Origin of the sequence: Streptomyces exfoliatus (assembly GCF_000725545.1) — a bacterium.
GTDB classification, from domain to species: domain Bacteria; phylum Actinomycetota; class Actinomycetes; order Streptomycetales; family Streptomycetaceae; genus Streptomyces; species Streptomyces exfoliatus.
Genome location: NZ_JNZP01000004.1, coordinates 72578 through 93608 on the forward strand (window position 1 = coordinate 72578; position 21031 = coordinate 93608).

The following is a 21031-nucleotide window of genomic DNA, read 5'->3' on the forward strand; positions in this document are numbered from 1 at the left end:
GGCGGGCCCTCACCCCTCCCCGGACCTATTCTGAAAGGGCCGGGAAAGGGGTGAGCGGCCATGTCCGCACCCACCACGATCGACCCCGTCGAGCGAGCCAGGGACGCGGCGGCCCGTGAGTCCTGGGCCGAGGCGTACGCGCTGCTCCACGCCCATGACAGGCACCCCTCGCGCGGCCTGACCGCCGACGACCTGTCCGTGCTCGCCGACGCCGCCTGGTGGTCGGGGCACGTCGACGAGTCCGTCACCGCCCGGCTCAGGGCGCACGCCGGCTACCTCGCGGCCGACGACCACCGGGGCGCCGGGCTCGCCGCCTGGTGGCTGCACTACGAGTACCTGGGCCTCGGGCGCCCGGCGGCGGCGGCCGGCTGGCTGCACCGGGCCCGGCACCACCTGGAGGGCCTGCCGGACTGCCCGGAGCAGTGCTTCCTCGCCTGGAGCGACGCCGAGGAGGCCCAGGCGCGCGGCGACCACGAGGCCGCCCTCGTCGCCGCCCGCCGGATGACCGGCCTCGCCCTCGACTCCGGCAGCCCCGACCTCCTCGCCCTCAGCCGCCAGGCCGAGTCCGGGGTCCTCCTCGCGGCGGGCCGCAGGACCGAGGCCCTCGCCCTCCTCGACGACGCGATGTGCGCGGTGTCGGCGGGCGAGCTGAGCGGCGTGTTCACGGGCTGGCTGTTCTGCCTGGCCCTGACCCAGTGCATGGACGCGGCCGACTTCGGCCGGGCGGTGGAGTGGACGAACGCGGCGATGGAATGGTGCGCCCCGCCCTGGTCGGGCCGCCCGCAGGAGGACGGTCGGGAAGCCCGTACGGAAGCGGCCGGCGCACCCGCCCCCACGCCGCTCGCACCCGCCCCCACGCCCCTGCCCATGACCGTGCCCTCCGGCGAGAATCCGTTCCGTGGCGTCTGCCGGGCCCACCGGGTCGAGGTCCTCGACCTCCTGGGCGCCTGGGCGCTCGCCGAGGCGGAGGCCCGGCAGGCCTGCCGCGAGGTGCCGGTGGACTGCCTGGAGTCGGCCGCCGCCGCCTACTACGCCGCCGGTGACGTCCAGCGGCGCCAGGGCCGCCTGGACGAGGCCGCCGTGTCGTACGGGCACGCCCACGAGCTGGGCAGGATCCCGCAGCCGGGCCTCGCGCTGCTGCGGCTCGCGCAGGGCCGCGCCGACGCGGCGGTGGCGGGCATCGACCTGGCCCTTGCCTGCCGGGGCCAAGCCGACCACGACGTCCTGGGTCTGGCCCGGCTGCTCGCCGCCCGTACGGAGGTGGCCCTCGCCGTCCGGGACGTGTCCGGTGCTGCGGAGGCGGCGGCGGACCTCGACGCGCTGGCCGGGGACGTACCGCTGCTGCGTGCCCTGGCCGACACGGCGCTCGGCTCGGTGGCCCTGGCCCGGCGGACCGCCGACGCGCTGTCGCCGCTGCGGCGGGCGCTCGCCGGCTGGCTGGAGCTCCGGGTGCCGTACGAGGCCGCGCAGGTACGGATGCTGCTCGCGGCGGCCGACCGGGCGGCGGGCGACGAGGAGGCGGCGCGCCTCGAGCTGGGCACCGCGCGGGCCGTGTTCGAGCGGCTCGGGGCCGTACCGGACGCCCGGCGCGCGGCGGCGCTGCTCTCGGCGGGGGCGCGGCGGCGGCTGCCCGGCGGGCTCACGGCGAGGGAGGCGGAGGTGCTGCGGCTCGTCGCGTCGGGCGGGACGAACAAGGACATCGCCCGCGCGCTGGTGATCAGCGAGCACACGGTCGCCCGGCACCTGAACAACATCTTCGCCAAGCTGGGCGTCGGCTCCCGCGCCGCCGCGACGGCCTACGCGTACGCCCACGGTCTGGTCTGAACAGCCCATACGGGACCGTCGCCGGCATGGGTGGTTCGGGCGATGCGGTCGCCGGGCCCCGGGGGCTACACCGGAGACATGACCACCATCACCGATCCCCTGGACACGCTTCGCGGTGCCGTGCGCGGCACCGTCGTGACCCGTGGCGACCCGTCGTACGACGTGTCCCGCCGGGTCTACAACGCCCTGCACGACCGTCGCCCCGCCGTCGTCGTCCACGCCGTGGACACCGCCGACGTGATCGCGGCGGTGCTGTACGCCCAGGCGCACGACCTGCCGCTCGCCGTGCGCGGCGGCTCCCACTCGGTGGCCGGGTTCGGCACCGTGGACGACGGGCTCGTCGTCGACCTGTCCCGGATGCGGGGTGTCCGGGTCGACCCGGAGGCCCGTACCGCGCGGGCGGAGGGCGGCGCCACCTGGGGCGACTTCGACCACGCCACCCACGCCTTCGGGCTGGCCACCACCGGCGGGGTGATCTCCACGACCGGCGTCGGCGGTCTCACGCTCGGCGGCGGCATGGGTCACCTGGCCCGTCGCTGCGGCCTGAGCTGCGACAACCTGGTCGCGGCGGACGTGGTGACCGCCGAGGGCGCCCTCGTCTCCTGTGACGCCGAGCGGCACCCGGACCTGTTCTGGGCGCTGCGGGGCGGCGGCGGCAACTTCGGGGTCGCCACCTCGCTCGCCTACCGGCTGCACCCGGTCGCGGACGTCTTCGGCGGCCTGACCTGCTACCCGCTCGACGGGGACGTGGTCCGTGCGTGGGCGGAGCTGATCGCGGACTCCCCCGAGGAGCTGAACGTGATCCTGGTCCTGGCGCTCGGCCCGGAGGAACCGTTCCTGCCGGAGCGCTGGCACGGCCGCCCGATCTGCGCCGCTTTCACCTGCTACAGCGGGCCGGCGTCGGAGGACGACAAGGTCCTGGCCCGCCTGGACGGTCTCGGCCCGGTGATCGGCCGGTTCATGGAGCGCATGCCGTACCCGGTCGTCAACACCCTCTTCGACGAGCAGCTGCCGCCGGGGCTCTTCCACTACTGGAAGGGCAACTTCAGCCGCGAGATGTCGGACGGGGCCATCGCGGCCCACATGGAGTACGGCGCGACCATGCCGTCCCTGGAGTCGGACACGGCGATCTTCCCCATCGACGGGGCCTGCCACCGGGTGGGCGCGGAGGACACCGCGTTCGCCTACCGGGACGCCTTCTTCTCGCACTCCTTCGGCGGGACCTGGACCGACGCGGCGGACACGGAGCGGAACATCGCCTGGACCCGGGACTACGACAGGGCCCTGCGCCCGCACACCGAGGAGGGCGGGTACGTGAACTTCATGGACACCGACGACCAGGACCGGGTGCGGGTCAACTACCGGCAGAACTTCGACCGGCTTCGGACCGTGAAACGCCGGTACGACCCCGGGAACGTGTTCCGGCTCAACCAGAACATCGTTCCTTAGGACCTACGGCACGGTCCTCGCCGAGGCGAGCAGCCGGATGGTGTCGTCGGGAGCGAGGGCGAGCGCGTTCCCGACGGTGCCGAGGACCTCCTGCTCGGCCGGGCTGTAGGTCCCGTCGGCGAGGGCGATCCGGGCGGCCTGGAGCAGGATCGACTCCCGCCCGGCGGGCGCCAGGTGCGGGGTGAGCGGCTCCAGGGCCTCGTGCAGCTCGATCGCGAGGAGCGTCCCCTCGGGGTTCACCTCGGGCATGAAGCGTCCGGTGTCGGCCTCCAGGGCCTCGACGAGGTCGACGAGCTGGACGGCCGTGCACTCGGCGAAACCGGCGGACCTGACCGCCCGCACGGCCCGGTCGAGGACCGCGCGGGAGTCGGTGCCGCCGGCCGCGAGCACGGCCAGGGCGACGGTGTGCACGGCGTCCCGCAGCATCGCCGAGAACCGGCTGGTCGTGGGGCGGTCGAGGACCTCCGTACCGAAGTGCGTGTGACAGGCGGCGCACTCGACGACGGGGCCCGTACAGCCGCGGGGCAGGACCGGGACGCCCAGGACGGCGAACCTGCGGCGGCCGGTGCGCCGTCGGTAGTTGCGGTCGCCCCCGCACTCCTCGCAGAAGAACTCGCCGTCTCCGACCGTGTTCCAGGAGGTACGGATTCCGCAGACGCCCACCTTCGCGCCACGTGAATTCCGGGCAGACGGCATACGCACCTCCTCAACGGCCCGGCTGCACTGCCGGCGTTGGCGTGATGTTAGCCACATCCTTGATGTGGCGTCAGCACCTCGTCACGACTTCGGTGGGGAGTTGGCCGAGACATGCCATCGCCCGGCGGTCCTCAGGAAGCGCGGCGGCGGCGCTTTGCGAAGGCCAGGAAGCCTCCGCCGACGAGGACGGCCGCCACGGCGGCACCGATCGCGCCGGGGCCGATGGCCGAACCGGTCGTCGCGAGATCACCCTCCGGGGTGGCGGACGGGGCCGCGGTCGGCGTCGCGGCGGGGCCGGTGGTGGTCTCCGCCGGGGTGGCGGGGGCGGACGGGGACGCGGACTCCTCCGGCGACGCCGGGGTGGCGGTCGACGTGGCCGTGGCCGTCGGCGTGGAGCCGCCCTCGCCGGGGGTCGTCGAGGGGGTGGGGACGGGGGCCTCCGTCGGCTTCGGGGCCTCCGGGGTGACGACCGGGCCGGGGTTCGTCTCCGTCGGGAGGCAGCCTGCGAAGTTCATCTGGTGGGTCTCGGCGCCGGGGACCGTGTCGAGCGACTCGGCGATGACGGAGCCGTTGACGTGACCGGGGCCGTAGCCCGTACCGCCCATGGAGACGGCGGCGTTCGGCGCGAGGATCGTGCCGGGCCAGGACGAGTAGTTCTTCTTGACGGTCTCGGCCTGCGGGAAGTTCCACAGCAGCTGGGAGCGGACCTGCTTGAAGGCGGCGCTGCCGGAGTCGTAGTCGTCCTGGACGAAGGCGCCGGCCCGCTCGTCCCAGAGCCACACGCCGTACGTGGGCTTGGCCTGCATGTCGTACGACGTGCCGAGCACGTTCACGAGGGTCGAGGAGCCGGCCGGCACCTTGAGGGAGATGGCGCCCGCCTTCTCCAGGTCGGAGGCGTTGACCGCGAAGACGTTGAGCTTCGCGTCCGTGCCGGTCAGGAAGAGGCCGTCGCCGGAGGCGGCCACCTCGCCGGTGGGCTCGACGCCCGCCCAACCGGCCGACAGCGCCCGCAGGTTCGCGAACTCCTTCGCGAAGTCGACCGGGGCGGCGCCCTCGGTGACCTTGCCGCCGTCGACGCCGAAGCCCTGGCCCGGTGTGGAGCGGTCGACGACCTTGCCCGCGACGCCGGTTCCGTGGTCCAGGACGACCTGGTTCGCGTACAGCGTGCCGCCGACGACGAGACTGTGGCCGCCGGGGAGCTTCGCGAGGTCGGCGCCGGTGAGCTTGTGGCCGACGGAGAATCCGGAGCGCTGCTTCGGGTCGCCGAAGGTGGCGTCGCCGCCGACCGCGACCGCGCCCTCGGAGTCCGAGTGGCGGGTGGAGTCCTTCTCGACGAACTCGGCGTAGAGACCGGCGGTGCCGAGCGGCCGCGTCACGCACTCGGCGGTGGTCGCGGATCCGGCGGCGGAAGCGGCGGGGGCCCAGGCGAGGGCGGCGCCGGTCACCGCGAGAACAGTGGCCACGGCAGCGGTCGTACGCATGCGGAACTCCAGGTCAGGGAGGTGCGAAGGGGGCGCGTGGGGGGTGTGTCCGAAGGGGACGGGCCGACCTTCCGCCATTCCCCGATGTACCGTCAACTCCCCTCATATGACGCCGATTCCGGCATGACGGGATGATCTTCCTTAAGTGAATCTGAAACCGTGACGCAGCTCACACATGCGACTGCCCCTCACCTCACGCGGAGGTACGGGGCAGCGGCAGTCGAGCGGGTCAGCGGGCGGAGCGGTTGACCGCCGAGATGACCGCCTTCAGGGAGGCGCGGGTCGTGTTGGCGTCGATGCCGATGCCCCACAGGACCTGGCCGTCGATGGCGCACTCGATGTACGAGGCGGCCTGCGCGGAGGCGCCCTCGCTCATGGTGTGCTCCTGGTAGTCCAGCAGGCGGGCGTCCACGCCGATCGCCTGCAGGGCGGCGAAGAAGGCGGAGATCGGACCGTTGCCGGAGCCGGTCAGGACGGTCTCGACACCGTCGACGACCGCCTCGACGGTCAGCGTGTCGGTGCCGTCCGTGTCGGAGGTGGTCTGGCCGGAGCGCAGCTGGATGCGGCCCCAGGCGTTGTTCGGGTTGGGCAGGTACTCGTCCTGGAAGACGGACCAGATCGCGGCCGGCGTGACCTCGCCGCCCTCGGTGTCGGTCTTCTGCTGGATGATCTTCGAGAACTCGATCTGCATCCGGCGGGGCAGGTCCAGCTTGTGGTCGTTCTTCAGGACGTACGCGATGCCGCCCTTGCCGGACTGCGAGTTGACCCGGATGACGGCCTCGTAGGAGCGGCCGACGTCCTTCGGGTCGATCGGCAGGTACGGCACGGCCCACTCGATGTCGTCGACGGTGACGCCCTTGGCGGCCGCGTCGGCCTCCATCGCGTCGAAGCCCTTCTTGATGGCGTCCTGGTGGGAGCCGGAGAAGGCGGTGTAGACCAGGTCGCCCGCGTAGGGGTGGCGCGGGTGGACCTCCATCTGGTTGCAGTACTCGCTCGTGCGGCGGATCTCGTCGATCTGGGAGAAGTCGATCTGCGGGTCCACGCCCTGCGAGAACAGGTTCATGCCCAGGGTCACCAGGTCGACGTTGCCGGTGCGCTCGCCCTGCCCGAACAGGCAGCCCTCGATGCGGTCGGCGCCGGCCATGATGGCCAGCTCGGCGGCGGCCACGGCCGTTCCGCGGTCGTTGTGCGGGTGGACCGACAGGCAGACGTGCTCGCGTCGGGTCAGGTTCCGGGACATCCACTCGAACCGGTCCGCGTGCGTGGACGGCGTCGAGCGCTCCACGGTGGCGGGCAGGTTGAGGATGATCTCGCGGCCCGGACCCGGCTGCCAGACGTCACAGACCGCCTCGCAGACCTCCAGGGCGAAGTCCAGCTCGGTGTCGGTGAAGATCTCCGGGCTGTACTGGTAGCCGAAGACCGTGCGCTCGTCGAGCAGCTTCTCCGCGTACTCCATGACCAGCCGTGTGCCGTCCACGGCGATCTGCTTGATCTGCTCCTTCGAGCCGCGGAAGACGACCCGGCGGAAGGTGGGCGCGGTGGCGTTGTACAGGTGGACGGTGGCGCGCTTCGCGCCGACCAGGGACTCCACGGTCCGCTCGATCAGGTCCTCGCGGGCCTGGGTCAGTACGGAGATGGTGACGTCGTCCGGGATCGCGCCCTCTTCGATGATGGAGCGCACGAACGCGAAGTCGGTCTCGCCGGAGGACGGGAAGCCGACCTCGATCTCCTTGTAGCCCATGCGGACCAGCAGGTCGAACATCTCGCGCTTGCGGGCGGGGCTCATCGGGTCGATCAGGGCCTGGTTGCCGTCACGCAGGTCGGTGGACAGCCAGCGGGGGGCCTTGGTGATGCGCTGCTCGGGCCAGGTGCGGTCGGGGATGACCACGGCCTCGTAGCGGCCGTACTTGTGGATCGGCATCCCGGACGGCTTCTGCAGCTGCGTGGCGTTGGTGACGGGCGTGGGGCGCTCGATGAACGGCGACTGGGACATGCGTAGGGCTCCTCGGGTCCAGCACGGGAGGGACGGCCGACTGTCGAACGCAACACCAGGTCCCGCGGGGAGGGGGTCGGCCTACGACTACAGGCCCTCGCCGCGGCAGCTAAGGAGAAGCAGCCCGAAACGCATGATGTGCCGCAGCCTAGCCCAGGGACGTCGGAGACGGACGTCCTGTTCCAGTATGCGGGACGGCTCGCGCGTCAAGGCCGATCAGTGACAGATCACTCCATTTCGCCAATCCTCGTCGCATCTCGTGACAGTGACCTCACGCGGTGCCACATTGCGGGGATGACTCCCCACGCGCATGCCTTCTGCTCGATCGTCCCCCCGCACCTCCTGGAGCACCTGGCGCACTCCTCGAACCCGGCCGTCGCCGCCGCCGCCCGGCGCACCCTGATCGCGGACGCCTCCGCCCGCACCTTCCGGGTGCTGCCGCTGCCCGGCACGGCACCCACGCTCGCCCCCGCCGAGGCGGGCCGTCCGCACCGCACCGTCTACGACTGCCGGCAGGGGACCGACCTGCCGGGCGAGCGGGTCCGCGCCGAGGGCGAGGAGGCGACCGCGGACGCCACCGTGAACCGGGCGTACGCGGGCCTCGGCGCCACCTTCGACCTCTTCATGAACGTCTTCGGGCACGACTCGATCGACGGCGCGGGGCTGCCGCTGCACGCCTCCGTCCACTACGACGAGAACTACGGAAACGCCTTCTGGAACGGCGAGCAGATGGTGTTCGGCGACGGCGACGACGAGATCTTCCTCGACTTCACCCTGCCCGTGGACGTCATCGGCCACGAGCTGGCCCACGGCTTCACCCAGTACTCGGCGAACCTGGAGTACTTCAGCCAGTCCGGCGCCCTCAACGAGTCCGTCTCCGACGTCTTCGGCTCGCTGGTCAAGCAGTACGCGCACGGCCAGAGCGCCGAGCAGGCCGACTGGCTCATCGGCGAGGGCCTCTTCCACCCGAACGTGCAGGGCACGGCGCTGCGCTCCATGAAGGCCCCGGGCACCGCGTACGACGACGACGTCCTCGGCAAGGACCCGCAGCCCGCCCACATGGACGACTACGTCCGCACCGGCCGCGACAACGGCGGGGTGCACATCAACTCCGGCATCCCCAACCACGCCTTCTACCTGGCCGCGACCGAGCTCGGCGGCAACGCCTGGGACCGGGCCGGGCGGATCTGGTACGACGTGATGACCGGCGGGACGCTCACCCCCGAGGCCCGCTTCTCCGAGTTCGCGGCGGCCACGGTGGCGGCGGCGCGGGCCCGGTACGGCGACGGGGAGGAGATCCAGGCCGTCCTGAAGGCCTGGGCGGCGGTCGGCGTACCGACCGACTGACCCGACGCGCCGGAGCCTGGTAGACAGGTCCCATGCGGATTCGAGTGCGGCGCACGGGCGGTTTCGCGGGCATCGAGCGGTCGGCGGAGGTGGACACCTCGGGCCTGCCCGATGCCGGCGACTGGCAGGACCTCGCCGGGCAGGTCCTCGACGGGGGCAGCGACGAGAGCCGGGGCGTCCCGGACGGCTTCGCGTACGAGATCACGATCGACGACCGTACGATCCGCTGCTGCGACCCCCGCCTCTCGGACGCCCAGAGGACCCTCATCGCGAGGGTCCTCAAGGAAGGCGCGTAGACGACCCGCGGGACACCCGGCGCCAGGGCCGCTCCGGAAGCCCGGCTTTCGCGGCTGCCTCGGGGCCTCTTCTGTTCGCCGCCCTCGCACCGCTCGGCCCGAGGGGCCTGACGGGCTTCGCGCGGCTGCGCCGGCCTCCGGCCGGACGGTGGGGGTTGGGCTAGAAGCCCAGCTTGCGCAGCTGCTTGGGGTCCCGCTGCCAGTCCTTCGCGACCTTCACGTGCAGGTCGAGGAAGACCGGCGTGCCGAGCAGGGCCTCGATGTGCTTGCGGGACTTCATGCCGACCTCCTTCAGGCGGCTGCCCTTCGGGCCGATGATGATGCCCTTCTGGCTGGGGCGCTCGATGTACACGTTGGCGTGGATGTCGAGCAGCGGCCGGTCCGCGGGGCGGTTCTCGCGGGGGATCATCTCCTCCACGACCACCGCGATCGAGTGCGGCAGCTCGTCCCGTACGCCTTCGAGCGCGGCCTCGCGGATCAGCTCCGCGACCATGACCTGCTCCGGCTCGTCCGTGAGGTCGCCCTCCGGGTAGAGCGGCGGGGACTCGGGGAGCAGCGGGATCAGCAGGTCGGCCACGAGCTGGACCTGCTTGTCGCCGACGGCGGAGACCGGGACGATCTGCTGCCACTCGAAGCCCAGCTCCTTGCCGAGCTGGTCGACGGCGATGAGCTGCTCGGCGAGCGTCTTGGAGTCGACCAGGTCGGTCTTGGTGATGATCGCGACCTTGGGGGTCTTCTTGATCGCGGCGAGCTCCTTGACGATGAACTTGTCACCGGGCCCGAGCTTCTGGTCGGCGGGCAGGCAGAAGCCGATCACGTCGACCTCGGCCCAGGTGGTGCGCACGACGTCGTTGAGCCGCTCGCCGAGGAGGGTGCGCGGCTTGTGGAGGCCGGGGGTGTCCACCAGGATCAGCTGCGCCTCGGGGCGGTGCACGATGCCCCGGACGGTGTGCCGGGTGGTCTGCGGCCGGTTCGAGGTGATGGCCACCTTCTGGCCGACCAGAGCGTTCGTGAGAGTGGACTTGCCCGCGTTGGGGCGGCCTACGAAGCAGGCGAAGCCGGCCCGGTGGACGGCTTCGGTTTCTTGGTTGCGAGCGCTCATGGGGGCCATTGTCCCCGATGGACGCCCGCCTCACGTACCTCAGTGCGGATCCGGGGCCGTACGGGCCGCCCGGCGCCGCCGTATCCGCAGTCCGAAGAGGCCGGCGGCGGCCCCCGCGAGCAGGGTCGTGGCGGCGGCCCAGGGCACGGCGAGGAAGGACACCGTGCCGGTCTCCCGCACGTTCTTCGCGGTGGCGGTGAGGGTGACGTCGCCCCAGTCGAGCTGCGGGGAGCCGGTCCAGCGCTCGGTGAGTCGGATCTTCTGCCGGGGCAGCAGCTCGGACGGCACCTTCGTGAGGTCGCGTTCGAGGAGGGTGCGGCCGAAGAGGCCTTCGGCGCGGAGCACGACCTCGGGGTCGAGGGTGACGTTGCCCCGGTTGTGCAGGGTGTACGAGACGACGGCGCTGCCGGCCCGGGTGCCGGGGACCAGCGGCCGGTCCTGGTCGAGGGTGACGTCCTCGACGGCGAGGGCGGGGACGGTCGGGCCGCTGACCCGCAGGTAGAGCCGGGCGGCGACCGCGCGCTGCACGCCGACAGCCACGGAGCCCTTCCCGCCGGGGCTGATCCGCTCGTCGAGGGCGACGAGGGCCCCGGGGTGGTCGCCGGGGTCGGCGTCGGCGGGGACGGTCAGGGTGTACGGGACGGTGACGGCCTTGCCGGGCGGGACGGTGATCCGGCTCTGCGCGGGCTTGATCCAGGCCCCGGCGCCGGTCTGCTTCTCCCGCTGGGTGCGGACGGCGAAGCCGCCGTCGCGGTCGGTGTTGTAGGCGTCGGCGCCGTAGAGCCGGAAGGTCAGCGGGGCGGCCGTCTTGTTGGCGACGGTGACCCGGTCGGTGAGGGTGGCGCCGGGATCGGCGGTGAGGAAGAAGTAGGGGCGGCTGCCGAGCCGGGCGGCGGCCGGGTAGACGGCCCACTCGCCGTTCTCGGCGGCGTGCGCGCTCGGCGCGGGGCCCAGGCACAGGCCCGCGAGAAGGACGCTCAGGAGGAGGACGTACGGCTTGGTGCGCACGGGTGCGGACCCCCCGGGGTGCGGATGGGAGCGGGCAGGGCGGGTGCGCGCCCGGCCCGCCGGACGGTCAGGACAGGGTCAGGGTGAGCACGCCCGCGTACGCTCCGGGCGCGGTGAACGCCGGGACGTCGAGGGAGAGCCCGGCGCCGACGGTGAACTCGCCGCCCGTGAGGGTGCCGTTCGGGGTGGAGGCGAGGGTCGCGCCGCCGCTGCCGACCGGGCCGGGCGAGCCGGCCGCGCAGGTGCTGGGGCTGCCGGCCTTGGCGGTGCAGGCCGGGGTCCAGCTGAGGTTCCCGGCGCCGATGGAGCCGCCGGGGCCGGTGAAGTCGGTGACCTTGCCGGTGAGGGACCAGCCCGCGGGGCCGCCGCGGAAGTCCTTGACCGTCACCGTGTTGAGGTCGCCGGTGGCGGCGCCGCCCTGACCGAAGTCGACGGACGACAGCTGGACGGCGTCCCCGGCCTGGGTCATGGACAGTTCGCCCGCCGTGACGGCCGCGGTGATCGTCTGGCTGTTCGGCGGGGCCGGGACGACGACCTTGTACGCGGCGGGTCCCGCGCCCTTCTCGGGGTCCCAGGCCGCGCCCTCGTAGGCCACGATCCCGGTGGTCGCCGCGTCGTTGACCTTCAGGCGCGCGGCGAAACCGCCCTCGCTGTCGGTCGTGACGGTCATCCGGTCGGCGGTCTCCGCCGCTCCGGCGCGGCCGGCGACGGTGACCTCGGTGAGCGGGGTGAACTTGGCGCCGTTGACGGTGACCCGGACGCCGGCGTCCCCCGAGGCGCTGTCGAGCTGGAGCGTGCGGGCGTTGGGGCTGGTGACGGGGCTCGCGACGACCGTCTCGGAGACCGGGGCGGGCGGGCTGAGCACCGTACAGGGGGTGTCCAGCTCCATGAGGTAGCTGGTGTGGATGTTGTAGTCGCCGGGCGAGAGGGTGATCGATCCGGCCTGGGTGACCGTGAAGGTGCCGGTCATGGAGAAGGCGGGGAAGGAGCCCTTGCCGGGGACCGGCGGGTTCTTCTTGGGTCCGGTGACGTTGATCGCGCCGGTCTGGGCGCCGCCGACGACGACCTTGCCGCTGGGCGTCATGATGTCGGCCGGGAGCGCCAGGTCGACCGGGTTGGACGCGGCGGGCTTGGTGATCGTGTAGGTGACGGTCACGGTGTCGCCGACCTTGGGGCTGCTCTTGTCGACCGTGATCGCGGCGGTGGTGGTGCCTTCGATGGCCGGGATGCCTGCGATCGGCGGCGGGACGCAGCGCGTGGGGAACTGGACCTCCACGGACGTGGTGGTCGCGCCGGCCGGGGCGGCGAGTGCGCCGCCGGCGGCGACCGTGAGGGCGGTGGCGCCGAGGACGGCGGTCCAGCGCCGTCTTCGGGCCGCCGCCCGGGATCGGGTGAGTGCCATGGATGTGCCCCCTCCTGAGGGATGAGTGGGCGCCATTGACGGCTGCGGGCCGAGAGAAGTCAATGCAAGCGAAAGCCATCGACTGATGACCCATCAGATAATGGCAAGATCCCCGGAGGCGGGCGTTTCCCCAGGTCACACGGCCGGTTTCGGCCCCCGGACACGACGGAGACCGGTGCCGCCGACGGCGACACCGGTCCGGGTTGCGCGGGGATCAGCTGAAGACGAACGGACCCGGCGACTGCGAGGTCACCGCGTCACAGTTCACCGTGACCCCGAAGATCACCATCTTGAGGGCGACACCCGCGAAGTACGAGTTGAGGCTGTCGCCCGAGGCCACGGTCCCGCTCAGCGGGCCGATGACGACGGACTGCCCGGCACCGAGCGCCGGGTTCTTCTTGCCGGTGAAGACCCGGGTGCCGCCACCCGCCTTGGCCATCGTCAGCGTGGCGTTGATCTGGTCGACGCCGACCGCGATCGGTGTCGTGACGGCCGAGGTGACGGTGATGGTCGCGGCCGTGCCGCTCTGGGTCGCGGCGAGGGTGGCGGTGCCGCCGCCCCAGCTGCCGCAGTCGTACGTCGCCGTGGCGGACCCCGGCGAGACGGCCGCGGCCGTCGGCGCGAAGGCGAGCGCGGCGGCGGCGAGGCCGCCGGTGAGGACCGCGACGGTCCCTAAGGTGCTTCTGCTTCTCATGGCGGGTTCGTACCCCTTCCGATGACGAACGCAGGGGTGCGGACTCTGCGTGAAGGACGTGGATCTGACGGTCCGTCGGACCGGTCGCTGCCATTGATGCGCAGCCCGCCGGGGAAGGCAAGAGAAGTCGCGGTGATCCTTCACAAACGCGCAAGGGCCAGGCGTCGCGGACCCGGCCGTGATCCGCCGGACGGGCCCTGGGACGCCGGACCCTCTTGCCGCTCGCTTGTGTCAGCCCGCGGTGACCGCCGTGCGCAGCTGCCCGTCCGGGCCCGCGAGCAGCACCGGGGTCTCCGGGCCGCCGAGGTCCCGTACCGCCGCGCGGTCCTCGTCCGTGGCGGCCTCGGCGTTCGACACGACGGCCGCCGCCTCCAGGGACTGGGCGCCGCTGGCCACGGCCATCGCGACCGCGGTCCGCAGCGCGCTCAGCTTGAGCGACTCCAGCTCCACGGTCCCCGCCACGTACGTGCGGCCGGTCTCGTCCCGCACCGCCGCCCCCTCGGGCACGCCGTTGCGGGCGCGGGCGCTCCGCGCCAGGGTGATGATCTTGAGGTCCTCGGCGCCGAGGTCGCCGTGCTCGCTGCTGAGTGTCATGGCCCGAGCATAGGTCGCGGGCCGGGCGCACCCGGATCCCGTCTCATCCCGCGGCCCGGCCGGTCTCAGCCCGCGACCGGGCCGGCTGACCGCGCGCCCCGATCCGTCCTGCCCCGCGAGCCGCCCGTCTCAGCCCGCGACCGGGTACATCGCCCCTCGGCGCCCCGCGGGAGACGCCAGCCACTCCAGCTTCTCCGCCGTGTCCGCCTCGGGCAGCGGCGTGTGCATCACGATCACCAGGTCCGGCCGGGCCGGGACCCGGAGCTGCGTCGCCTCGACGACCAGCGTGCCGACCAGCGGATGCTCCATCTCCTTGCGGTTCTGGCCACCCGGCAGGATGTCCCGCCGCTCCCACAGCTCCGCGAACTCCGGGCTCAGTTCCCTGGCCTCCTCGACCACCGCACGGAACCCCTCGTCGTCCGGGCACTCCGAGCAGGCGGAACGGAACTGCGCGACGACCTTCGGCGCCAGCTCCTCCCAGTGCCCCACCCGGGAGCGGTACAGCGGGTCGGTGAAGAAGTTCACCAGGCAGTTCTGCGAGATCTCCGGCCGCATCCCGAGCACGATCGCCGCCGCGTCGTTGTACAGGACCGTGTTCCAGTAGACGTCCATGATGTGCGCGGGGAACGGCATCCACGCGTCGATGAGTCGCCGCAGCCCCTCGCACATGTCCCGGTCCTCGGGAGCCGCCTCCAGGGCCGGCGGGTTCAGCGCCGCCAGGACGTACAGATGACGCCGCTCCGCCGGGCTCAGCCGCAGCACCCGCGCCACCGAGTCGAGCACCTGCGGCGAGACCGTGATGTCCCGGCCCTGCTCCAGCCACTGGTACCAGGAGACCCCGACACCGGCGAGGACCGCGACCTCCTCCCGGCGAAGGCCCGGCGTGCGGCGCCGCGCGCCGCCGTCGGGAAGCCCCGCCTCCGCCGGGCTGATCCGGGCCCGACGGCTCATCAGGAACTCGCGCAGTTCGCCGAGTCGGTGCTGCTTCGCGCTGGTGCTCTCGAGAGCGGTGGCCACGTGTGCTTCCTCCCCCTGGACGCCTGGTGGTGCCTGGTGGTGCGACCAACAGGATAAGTTCCCGCTCCCCAGCCTTGTTCCCGGACGCCGAGGGTGGGGCCATGGCAACGACGACCTCCGCCCCGACCACCCCCACCGACCCGGCCGCTCCCCCGGCCCTCACCGGCCGCACCCGGCTCATCCTCTTCGTGCTGTGCGCCGCCCAGTTCATGGTGTCGCTCGACTTCTCCGTACTGAACGTGGCGCTGCCCGTCCTCGGGGCCGACCTCGGCCTCGACCAGTCCGCCCTCCAGTGGGCCGTCACCGCCTTCGCGCTGCCCTCCGGCGGCTTCCTGCTCCTCTTCGGGCGCGTCGGCGACCTCTACGGACGCAAGAAGCTGTTCCTCGCCGGACTCGCCCTCTTCGGCGCGGCCTCGCTGCTCGCCACCTTCGCCTGGAACCCGGCGGCGTTCCTCACCGCACGCGCCCTCCAGGGCATCGGCGCCGCCGCGATCGTGCCCACCGGCATGTCCCTGCTGACCACCACGTTCCCCGAGGGACCGCTGCGCGACAGGGCCCTCGGCATCTCCGGCACGCTGCTCTCGCTCGGCTTCACCGTCGGCATGATCCTCGGCGGCGTCATGACCGACACCCTCGGCTGGCGCTCCACGATGGGCCTGCTGGCGCTGTTCAGCGTAATCGTGCTGCCCCTGGCCCCTGGCCTGCTCCCCGAGTCCAGGACCTCCGAGCGACCGCGCCTCGACCTGCCCGGCGCGGTGACCGTCACGGGCGGTCTGCTCGCCCTGATCTACGCCCTGTCGACGGCGGCCGAGCGCGGCTTCGGCGGCACGGACGTGCTGGCCACGCTGGTGGCGGGCATCGTGCTGCTCGCCCTGTTCGTCCGGGTCGAGTCCCGGCACCCGGCCCCGCTGGTGTCGCTGCCGATGCTGCGGCGCGGCACGGTCGCCTTCGGCAACCTGGGCGGTCTCGTGACCTTCTCGATGATGTCGGCGGTCGTCTTCGTCCTGACGCTGTACCTGCAGGAGACGCTGGGCCTGTCGGCCTTCGCGACCGGTCTGGTCTTCGGCGTGCAGGGCGTGGCGTCGGTCGTGGCCGGACTGTTCGCGTCGAAGGTGATCGGCCGGACCGGCGCCCGCCGCACCCTCGTCGGCTCGCTCGTCGGGCAGGGCCTGCTCACGGCGGCGCTGCTCGGTCTGGGCGAGGAGTCGGGCGTGGTCCTGGCGACCGTCGCGGTCTCGCTGGCCTCCATGTGCCATCTCGGCGCGATCATCTCGTACGGACTGATCGTCACCTCCGGCGTCCCCGACGAGGAGCAGGGCCTGGCGACCGGTCTGGTGACCACGACCCAGCAGGTCGGCCTCACCGTCGGCATCCCGCTGCTCGGCGTGCTCGCCACCACCGGCGGGGACCTGTACGGGGGTGTCCGCACGGTCCTCGCCCTGGACGCGGCGATCGTGCTGGGCGTGGCCGCCCTCGTCGCCCTGGGCCTGCGGCGCAGGTGATCAGGGGCGATCGAGGCGGAGCCGTACGGCCTTCGGCAGACCCGCGACCACCAGGTCGTACGAGTCCTCGACGAGCTCCCGGACCATCCGGTCCGGGAGCTCTCCGACGGTCACCGTGTTCCAGTGCCGCTTGTTCATGTGATAGCCGGGGGCGATCGCCGGGTGCTCCTCGCGGAGCCGTACCGCCTCGTCCGGATCGCACTTGAGATTGACCCGCAGCGGCTCGGAGTCGAGCCACGACAGCGCGAACAGCTTCCCGGCGACCTTGAAGACGGAGACGTCGGGGCCGAACGGGAACTCCTCCGACGCGTCGTTGAACTCCAGGCAGAGGGCTCGCAGCTGCTCAGGGGTCATGCCGGCTTCTCCTCCGGTTCCAGCGGTTCCACGAGAACGGTGACGATCTTGTTCCGCCGGCCGGCCGGGGACTCGGCCGTCAGCCGCAGCGAACGCCCGTCCGGCAGCTCCACCACCGCCTTCGCCCCCGCGATCGGGACCCTGCCGAGTGCCTTCGCGAGCAGTCCGCCGACGGTCTCCACGTCCTCGTCGTCGTACTCGTCGGGGCCCAGGCCGTACAGCTCGCCGAGGTCTCCGATGTCGAGCCGGGCGGTGACCCGGTGGCGGTCCTCGCCGAGGTCCTGGACCGGCGGCAGCTCGCGGTCGTACTCGTCGGTGATCTCGCCGACGATCTCCTCCAGGATGTCCTCGATGGTGACGATCCCGGCCGTGCCGCCGTACTCGTCGATGACGACGGCGACGTGGTTGCGCTCCTGCTGCATCTCGCGCAGCAGGTCGCCCGCGTTCTTCGTGTCGGGCACGAAGGCGGCGGCCCGCATCGCGGTCGACACCAGGTCGGCCTCGGAGTCCCGGTTGATGTGCGTCTTGCGGACCAGGTCCTTCAGGTACACGATGCCGACGATGTCGTCCTCGTTCTCACCGGTGACCGGGATCCGGGAGAAACCGGAGCGCAGCGCGAGGGTGAGGGCCTGGCGGATCGTCTTGTACCGCTCGATGGAGACCAGGTCGGTACGGGGCACCATCACCTCCCGTACGAGCGTGTCGCCCAGCTCGAAGACGGAGTGCACCATCCGGCGCTCGTCGTCCTCGATCAGCGACTCCTGCTCGGCGAGGTCCACCATGGCCCGCAGCTCCGCCTCGGAGGCGAACGGGCCCTTCCGGAAGCCCTTGCCCGGGGTCAGCGCGTTGCCGATGAGGATGAGCAGCTGAGGGATCGGCCCCATGATCCGGGCCAGCGGCAGCAGCACGTACGCGGCGGCCGTCGCCGTGTTCATCGGGTGCTGGCGGCCGATCGTGCGCGGCGAGACGCCGACGGCCACGTACGAGACGAGGACCATGACGGCGATGGCGACGAGCAGGGCCTCCCAGGTCTCCGGGAAGGCCTCCAGGCAGGCGTACGTGACGAGGACGCCGGCCGCCATCTCGCAGGCGACCCGCACGAGCAGGGCCACGTTGAGATAGCGGGTCGGGTCGGAGGCGACCTGGGCGAGCTTCTCCCCGCCGCGCCGCCCGGACCGTACGGCCTCGGCGGCGCGGAAGCTGGAGACACGGGCGAGACCGGCCTCGGCGCAGGCCGCGAGCCAGGCCACGACGACCAGGGCGACCGCGCCGAGGATCAGCGACATGTCCACCGGGTCAGGAGACGGTCGGCGCCGGGGACGGGCCGGTCAGGCCCTTCTCCGCGCGCCAGCCGTCGACGATCGCCGCCTGGAGGCCGAACATCTCGGCCTTCTCGTCGGGCTCCTCGTGGTCGTACCCGAGGAGGTGCAGCACGCCGTGGACGGTGAGCAGCTGGAGCTCCTCGTCCATGGAGTGCTCCGTCGGCGCGTCCTTGCCCTGCTGGGTGGCGACCTCGGGGCAGAGCACGATGTCGCCGAGGAGCCCCTGCGGGGGCTCCTCGTCGTCCTTCGCCGGCGGACGCAGCTCGTCCATCGGGAAGGACATGACGTCCGTCGGCCCCGGCAGGTCCATCCACTGGATGTGGAGCTGCTCCATCGCCTCCGTGTCCACGACGATCACCGAGAGCTCGGAGAGCGGGTGGATACGCATGCGCGCGAGCGCGTAGCGGGCGATGTCGAGGATCGCCTGCTCGTCGACCTCGGTACCGGACTCGTTGTTGACGTCGATCGACATGTGCGGTTTCTGCTACTTCCCGTTGCGGCCGTTACGGCTGTCGTACTGCTCGTACGCGTCGACGATACGGCCGACGAGCTTGTGCCGGACGACATCCTGCGACGTGAGCGTCGAGAAGTGGACGTCCTGGACCCCGTCCAGGATGTCGCGGACCTGCCGCAGACCGCTCTTCGTCCCGTTCGGCAGGTCGACCTGGGTGACGTCACCGGTGATGACGATCTTCGAGTCGAAGCCGAGGCGGGTGAGGAACATCTTCATCTGCTCGGGGTTCGTGTTCTGCGCCTCGTCGAGGATGATGAACGCGTCGTTCAGGGTGCGGCCGCGCATGTACGCCAGCGGCGCGACCTCGATCGTGCCCGCGGCCATGAGCTTGGGGATCGAGTCGGGGTCGAGCATGTCGTGCAGGGCGTCGTACAGCGGGCGCAGGTACGGGTCGATCTTCTCGTAGAGCGTGCCCGGCAGGAAGCCGAGGCGCTCGCCGGCCTCGACGGCCGGACGGGTCAGGATGATCCGGGTGACCTGCTTGGACTGCAGGGCCTGGACCGCCTTGGCCATGGCGAGATAGGTCTTGCCGGTGCCCGCGGGGCCGATGCCGAAGACGATCGTGTGCTTGTCGATCGCGTCGACGTACCGCTTCTGGTTGAGCGTCTTGGGGCGGATCGTGCGGCCCCGGTTGGAAAGGATGTTCTGCGTGAGGACCTCGGCGGGGGTCTCGTCCCCGCCCTCCGCCGAACCGTTCTCGCTCGCCCTGAGCATGGCGATCGAGCGTTCCACTGCGTCCTCCGTCATCGGCTGACCGGTGCGGAGCACCAGCATCATCTCGTCGAACAGGCGCTGGATGAGAGCGACTTCCGCCGCGTCTCCGACCGCGCTGACCTGGTTGCCCCGGACGTGGATGTCCGCGCGCGGGAACGAGCGCTCGATCACACGGAGCAGCGCGTCACCGGAGCCGAGCAGGGTGACCATCGGGTGCTTGGCGGGGACGACGAAGTGGGCGCGGGCCTGTCCGGGCGCGTCGTCGTGGGCTGTGGGTGTCTGAGTCATGGGCCGGCACTGAGGCCTGCGCATACCTCCCGTTGCAGGGGTTCTCGCTGCTCGACAACCTCTGGGTTACCCAGCCTACGACTTGGTACCGACAGCCCGAAGGGATTTACGAAGCGGCCGCGCGGAAGCCGATCGTGGGCACCGCCCGGCGCAGCGGCCAGGGCCGGTCCGGGGCCGGCAGGAGCCGTTCGAGGAAGGCGTAGCGGTCGCGCAGGGTCTCGGGGTCCTGCATGGCGTGGCCCTGGACGTGCTGCCACCAGGCGGCGATCTCGCCCCAGGTGGGGGCGGACAGGGAGCCGCCGAACTCCTGGACGGAGAGGGCTGCGGTGAGCCCGGCGAAGGCGAGCCGGTCGGCGAGCGGCCAGTCGGCGAGGGTGCCGGTGACGAACCCGGCGACGAAGACGTCCCCCGCGCCGGTCGGGTCGAGGGCGGAGACCTGGATGGCGGGCACCTCGGCGGTCTCGCCGGTGGCGCCGTCGACGGCGTAGGCGCCTTCGGCACCGAGGGTGACGACGGCGTAGCGGACCTTGTCGGCGAGGGCGCGGGCGGCGGCCCTGGGGCAGTCGGTGCGGGTGTAGCGCATGGCCTCGGCGGCGTTCGGCAGGAAGGCCTCGCAGTGCGCCAGGTCGGCGAGTCCCGCCAGGTCCCAACGGCCGGTGTCGTCCCAGCCGACGTCGGCGAAGATCTTGGCGCCGCCGCGGGCGGCGCGGGCGACCCATTCCTCGCTGCGGCCGGGGGCGAGGGAGGCGACGGCGGCGCGCGCGTGGGGCGGGTAGGCGGGCAGGGCGCCGGCGGCGTCGACGGGTGGGGCCTCGTGGCCGTGGGACACCATGGTCCGTTCGCCCTCGTAGGCCATGGAGACGGTGACGGGCGAGTGCCAGCCGGGGACGGTGCGGGAGAGTGACAGGTCGATCCCCTCGCCCTGCTCCAGGGCGTCCCAGCAGTACTCGCCGTAGTGGTCGTCGCCGAAGGCCGCGGCGAGGGAGGTGCGCAGGCCGAGGCGGGCGAGGGCGGTGGCCATGTTGGCGACGCCGCCGGGGCTCGATCCCATGCCGCGGGCCCAGGACTCGGTGCCGCGGACGGGGGCGCTGTCGAGGCCGGTGAAGATGATGTCGAGGAAGACGGTGCCGGTCAGGAAGACGTCGCAGGCGGGATCGGTGGGCTCGCGCAGACACACCAACGGGTCGACCTCGGCGTCGGGTTGCGGCTGGTCTCCCCTTGCTGTGGTCACGGCGGTCTCCCCGGTCGTGGTGCGCGGATCGGCACCGTGGTGCCGATCTGGACAGTGTGCCCGATGGGGGTGGAGAGACGGGGGTTACGCAACACGGCCGCAACGCGTTCCCCCACCGGTCCGCTCCCAAACCGATAGTGACCCGTATCACAGGCCGAATCGGGGGATACCGCCTTCTCCGCTCACTCGGATGCTTGATACAC

The 21031-nt window shown here is 72.1% G+C and carries 19 protein-coding genes; 5 read left to right on the forward strand and 14 right to left on the reverse strand.

Translation table 11 applies throughout. The features are described from left to right. Positions 1-60 precede the first annotated feature (60 nt). On the forward strand, positions 61-1824 hold the full coding sequence (locus tag IO20_RS0106645) for a LuxR family transcriptional regulator (protein WP_030550385.1): 1764 nt from the start codon (positions 61-63) through the stop codon (positions 1822-1824). 78 nt (positions 1825-1902) lie between these two features. After that, a complete protein-coding gene (locus IO20_RS0106650; RefSeq protein WP_030550387.1) occupies positions 1903-3273 on the forward strand; it encodes an FAD-binding oxidoreductase in 1371 nt (456 codons plus the stop codon). Between the two features lie 3 nt (positions 3274-3276). Here IO20_RS0106650 and IO20_RS0106655 read toward each other — a convergent pair whose 3' ends face one another. From IO20_RS0106655 to leuA, 3 genes are all read right to left on the reverse strand, one after another. Next, on the reverse strand, positions 3277-3969 hold the full coding sequence (locus tag IO20_RS0106655) for a TerB family tellurite resistance protein (protein ID WP_030550389.1): 693 nt from the start codon (positions 3967-3969) through the stop codon (positions 3277-3279). Between the two features lie 131 nt (positions 3970-4100). Continuing rightward, positions 4101-5450, reverse strand: a complete 1350-nt coding sequence (locus IO20_RS0106660) for a choice-of-anchor A family protein (RefSeq protein ID WP_030550390.1) — start codon at positions 5448-5450, stop codon at positions 4101-4103. A gap of 229 nt (positions 5451-5679) precedes the next feature. Next, positions 5680-7443, reverse strand: coding sequence for a 2-isopropylmalate synthase (gene leuA, locus IO20_RS0106665; RefSeq protein ID WP_030550392.1), 1764 nt, complete (start codon positions 7441-7443; stop codon positions 5680-5682). A gap of 294 nt (positions 7444-7737) precedes the next feature. Here leuA and IO20_RS0106670 point away from each other — a divergent pair, with 294 nt between their 5' ends. Both IO20_RS0106670 and IO20_RS0106675 read left to right on the forward strand, forming a co-directional pair. Beyond that, the gene (locus IO20_RS0106670) at positions 7738-8790 is read left to right on the forward strand and encodes a M4 family metallopeptidase (protein ID WP_030550394.1); all 1053 of its coding nucleotides are present in this window, start codon (positions 7738-7740) and stop codon (positions 8788-8790) included. Between the two features lie 32 nt (positions 8791-8822). After that, entirely contained in the window at positions 8823-9086 is a 264-nt protein-coding gene (locus tag IO20_RS0106675; RefSeq protein ID WP_030550396.1) for a protealysin inhibitor emfourin, read from the forward strand. A 160-nt stretch (positions 9087-9246) separates the two neighbouring features. On the opposite strand, the gene era is transcribed toward IO20_RS0106675, so the two are convergent. The 6 genes from era to IO20_RS0106705 all read right to left on the reverse strand — a co-directional run bounded on the left by era (position 9247) and on the right by IO20_RS0106705 (position 14837). Continuing rightward, complete coding sequence (gene era / locus IO20_RS0106680; RefSeq protein WP_106978595.1) at positions 9247-10197, reverse strand: GTPase Era; 951 nt, start codon at positions 10195-10197, stop codon at positions 9247-9249. Positions 10198-10227: 30 nt separating this feature from the next. After that, the gene (locus IO20_RS0106685; protein ID WP_030550401.1) at positions 10228-11196 is read right to left on the reverse strand and encodes a WxL protein peptidoglycan domain-containing protein; all 969 of its coding nucleotides are present in this window, start codon (positions 11194-11196) and stop codon (positions 10228-10230) included. Positions 11197-11263: 67 nt separating this feature from the next. Continuing rightward, the gene (locus IO20_RS0106690) at positions 11264-12598 is read right to left on the reverse strand and encodes a hypothetical protein (RefSeq protein ID WP_030550403.1); all 1335 of its coding nucleotides are present in this window, start codon (positions 12596-12598) and stop codon (positions 11264-11266) included. A gap of 214 nt (positions 12599-12812) precedes the next feature. Further along, positions 12813-13292 (reverse strand): hypothetical protein, encoded by a 480-nt coding sequence (locus IO20_RS0106695; RefSeq protein WP_030550405.1) that lies wholly within the window; start codon positions 13290-13292, stop codon positions 12813-12815. A gap of 231 nt (positions 13293-13523) precedes the next feature. Beyond that, positions 13524-13886 (reverse strand): cytidine/deoxycytidylate deaminase family protein, encoded by a 363-nt coding sequence (locus IO20_RS0106700; RefSeq protein ID WP_030217395.1) that lies wholly within the window; start codon positions 13884-13886, stop codon positions 13524-13526. Positions 13887-14015: 129 nt separating this feature from the next. Further along, a complete protein-coding gene (locus tag IO20_RS0106705; RefSeq protein WP_078946011.1) occupies positions 14016-14837 on the reverse strand; it encodes a helix-turn-helix transcriptional regulator in 822 nt (273 codons plus the stop codon). Between the two features lie 167 nt (positions 14838-15004). Between IO20_RS0106705 and IO20_RS0106710 the strand changes: the two genes are divergently transcribed. Beyond that, complete coding sequence (locus IO20_RS0106710; RefSeq protein ID WP_030550409.1) at positions 15005-16405, forward strand: MFS transporter; 1401 nt, start codon at positions 15005-15007, stop codon at positions 16403-16405. On the opposite strand, the gene IO20_RS0106715 is transcribed toward IO20_RS0106710, so the two are convergent. The 5 genes from IO20_RS0106715 to IO20_RS0106735 form a co-directional block, all read right to left on the reverse strand. Then, positions 16406-16759 (reverse strand): MmcQ/YjbR family DNA-binding protein, encoded by a 354-nt coding sequence (locus IO20_RS0106715; RefSeq protein ID WP_030217404.1) that lies wholly within the window; start codon positions 16757-16759, stop codon positions 16406-16408. Further along, positions 16756-18045, reverse strand: coding sequence for a hemolysin family protein (locus IO20_RS0106720; protein ID WP_397793008.1), 1290 nt, complete (start codon positions 18043-18045; stop codon positions 16756-16758). Before IO20_RS0106720 ends, IO20_RS0106715 begins: the two co-directional genes overlap by 4 nt. A gap of 10 nt (positions 18046-18055) precedes the next feature. Further along, positions 18056-18553 carry an rRNA maturation RNase YbeY gene (gene ybeY / locus IO20_RS0106725; RefSeq protein ID WP_030217410.1) on the reverse strand — a complete coding sequence of 166 codons (498 nt, stop codon included), beginning with the start codon at positions 18551-18553 and terminating at the stop codon, positions 18056-18058. Between the two features lie 12 nt (positions 18554-18565). Then, positions 18566-19597: a PhoH family protein gene (locus IO20_RS0106730; RefSeq protein WP_037634789.1), complete on the reverse strand. Its 1032-nt coding sequence runs from the start codon at positions 19595-19597 to the stop codon at positions 18566-18568. A 106-nt stretch (positions 19598-19703) separates the two neighbouring features. Further along, the gene (locus IO20_RS0106735; protein WP_030550415.1) at positions 19704-20828 is read right to left on the reverse strand and encodes a carbohydrate kinase family protein; all 1125 of its coding nucleotides are present in this window, start codon (positions 20826-20828) and stop codon (positions 19704-19706) included. Positions 20829-21031: the final 203 nt, after the last annotated feature.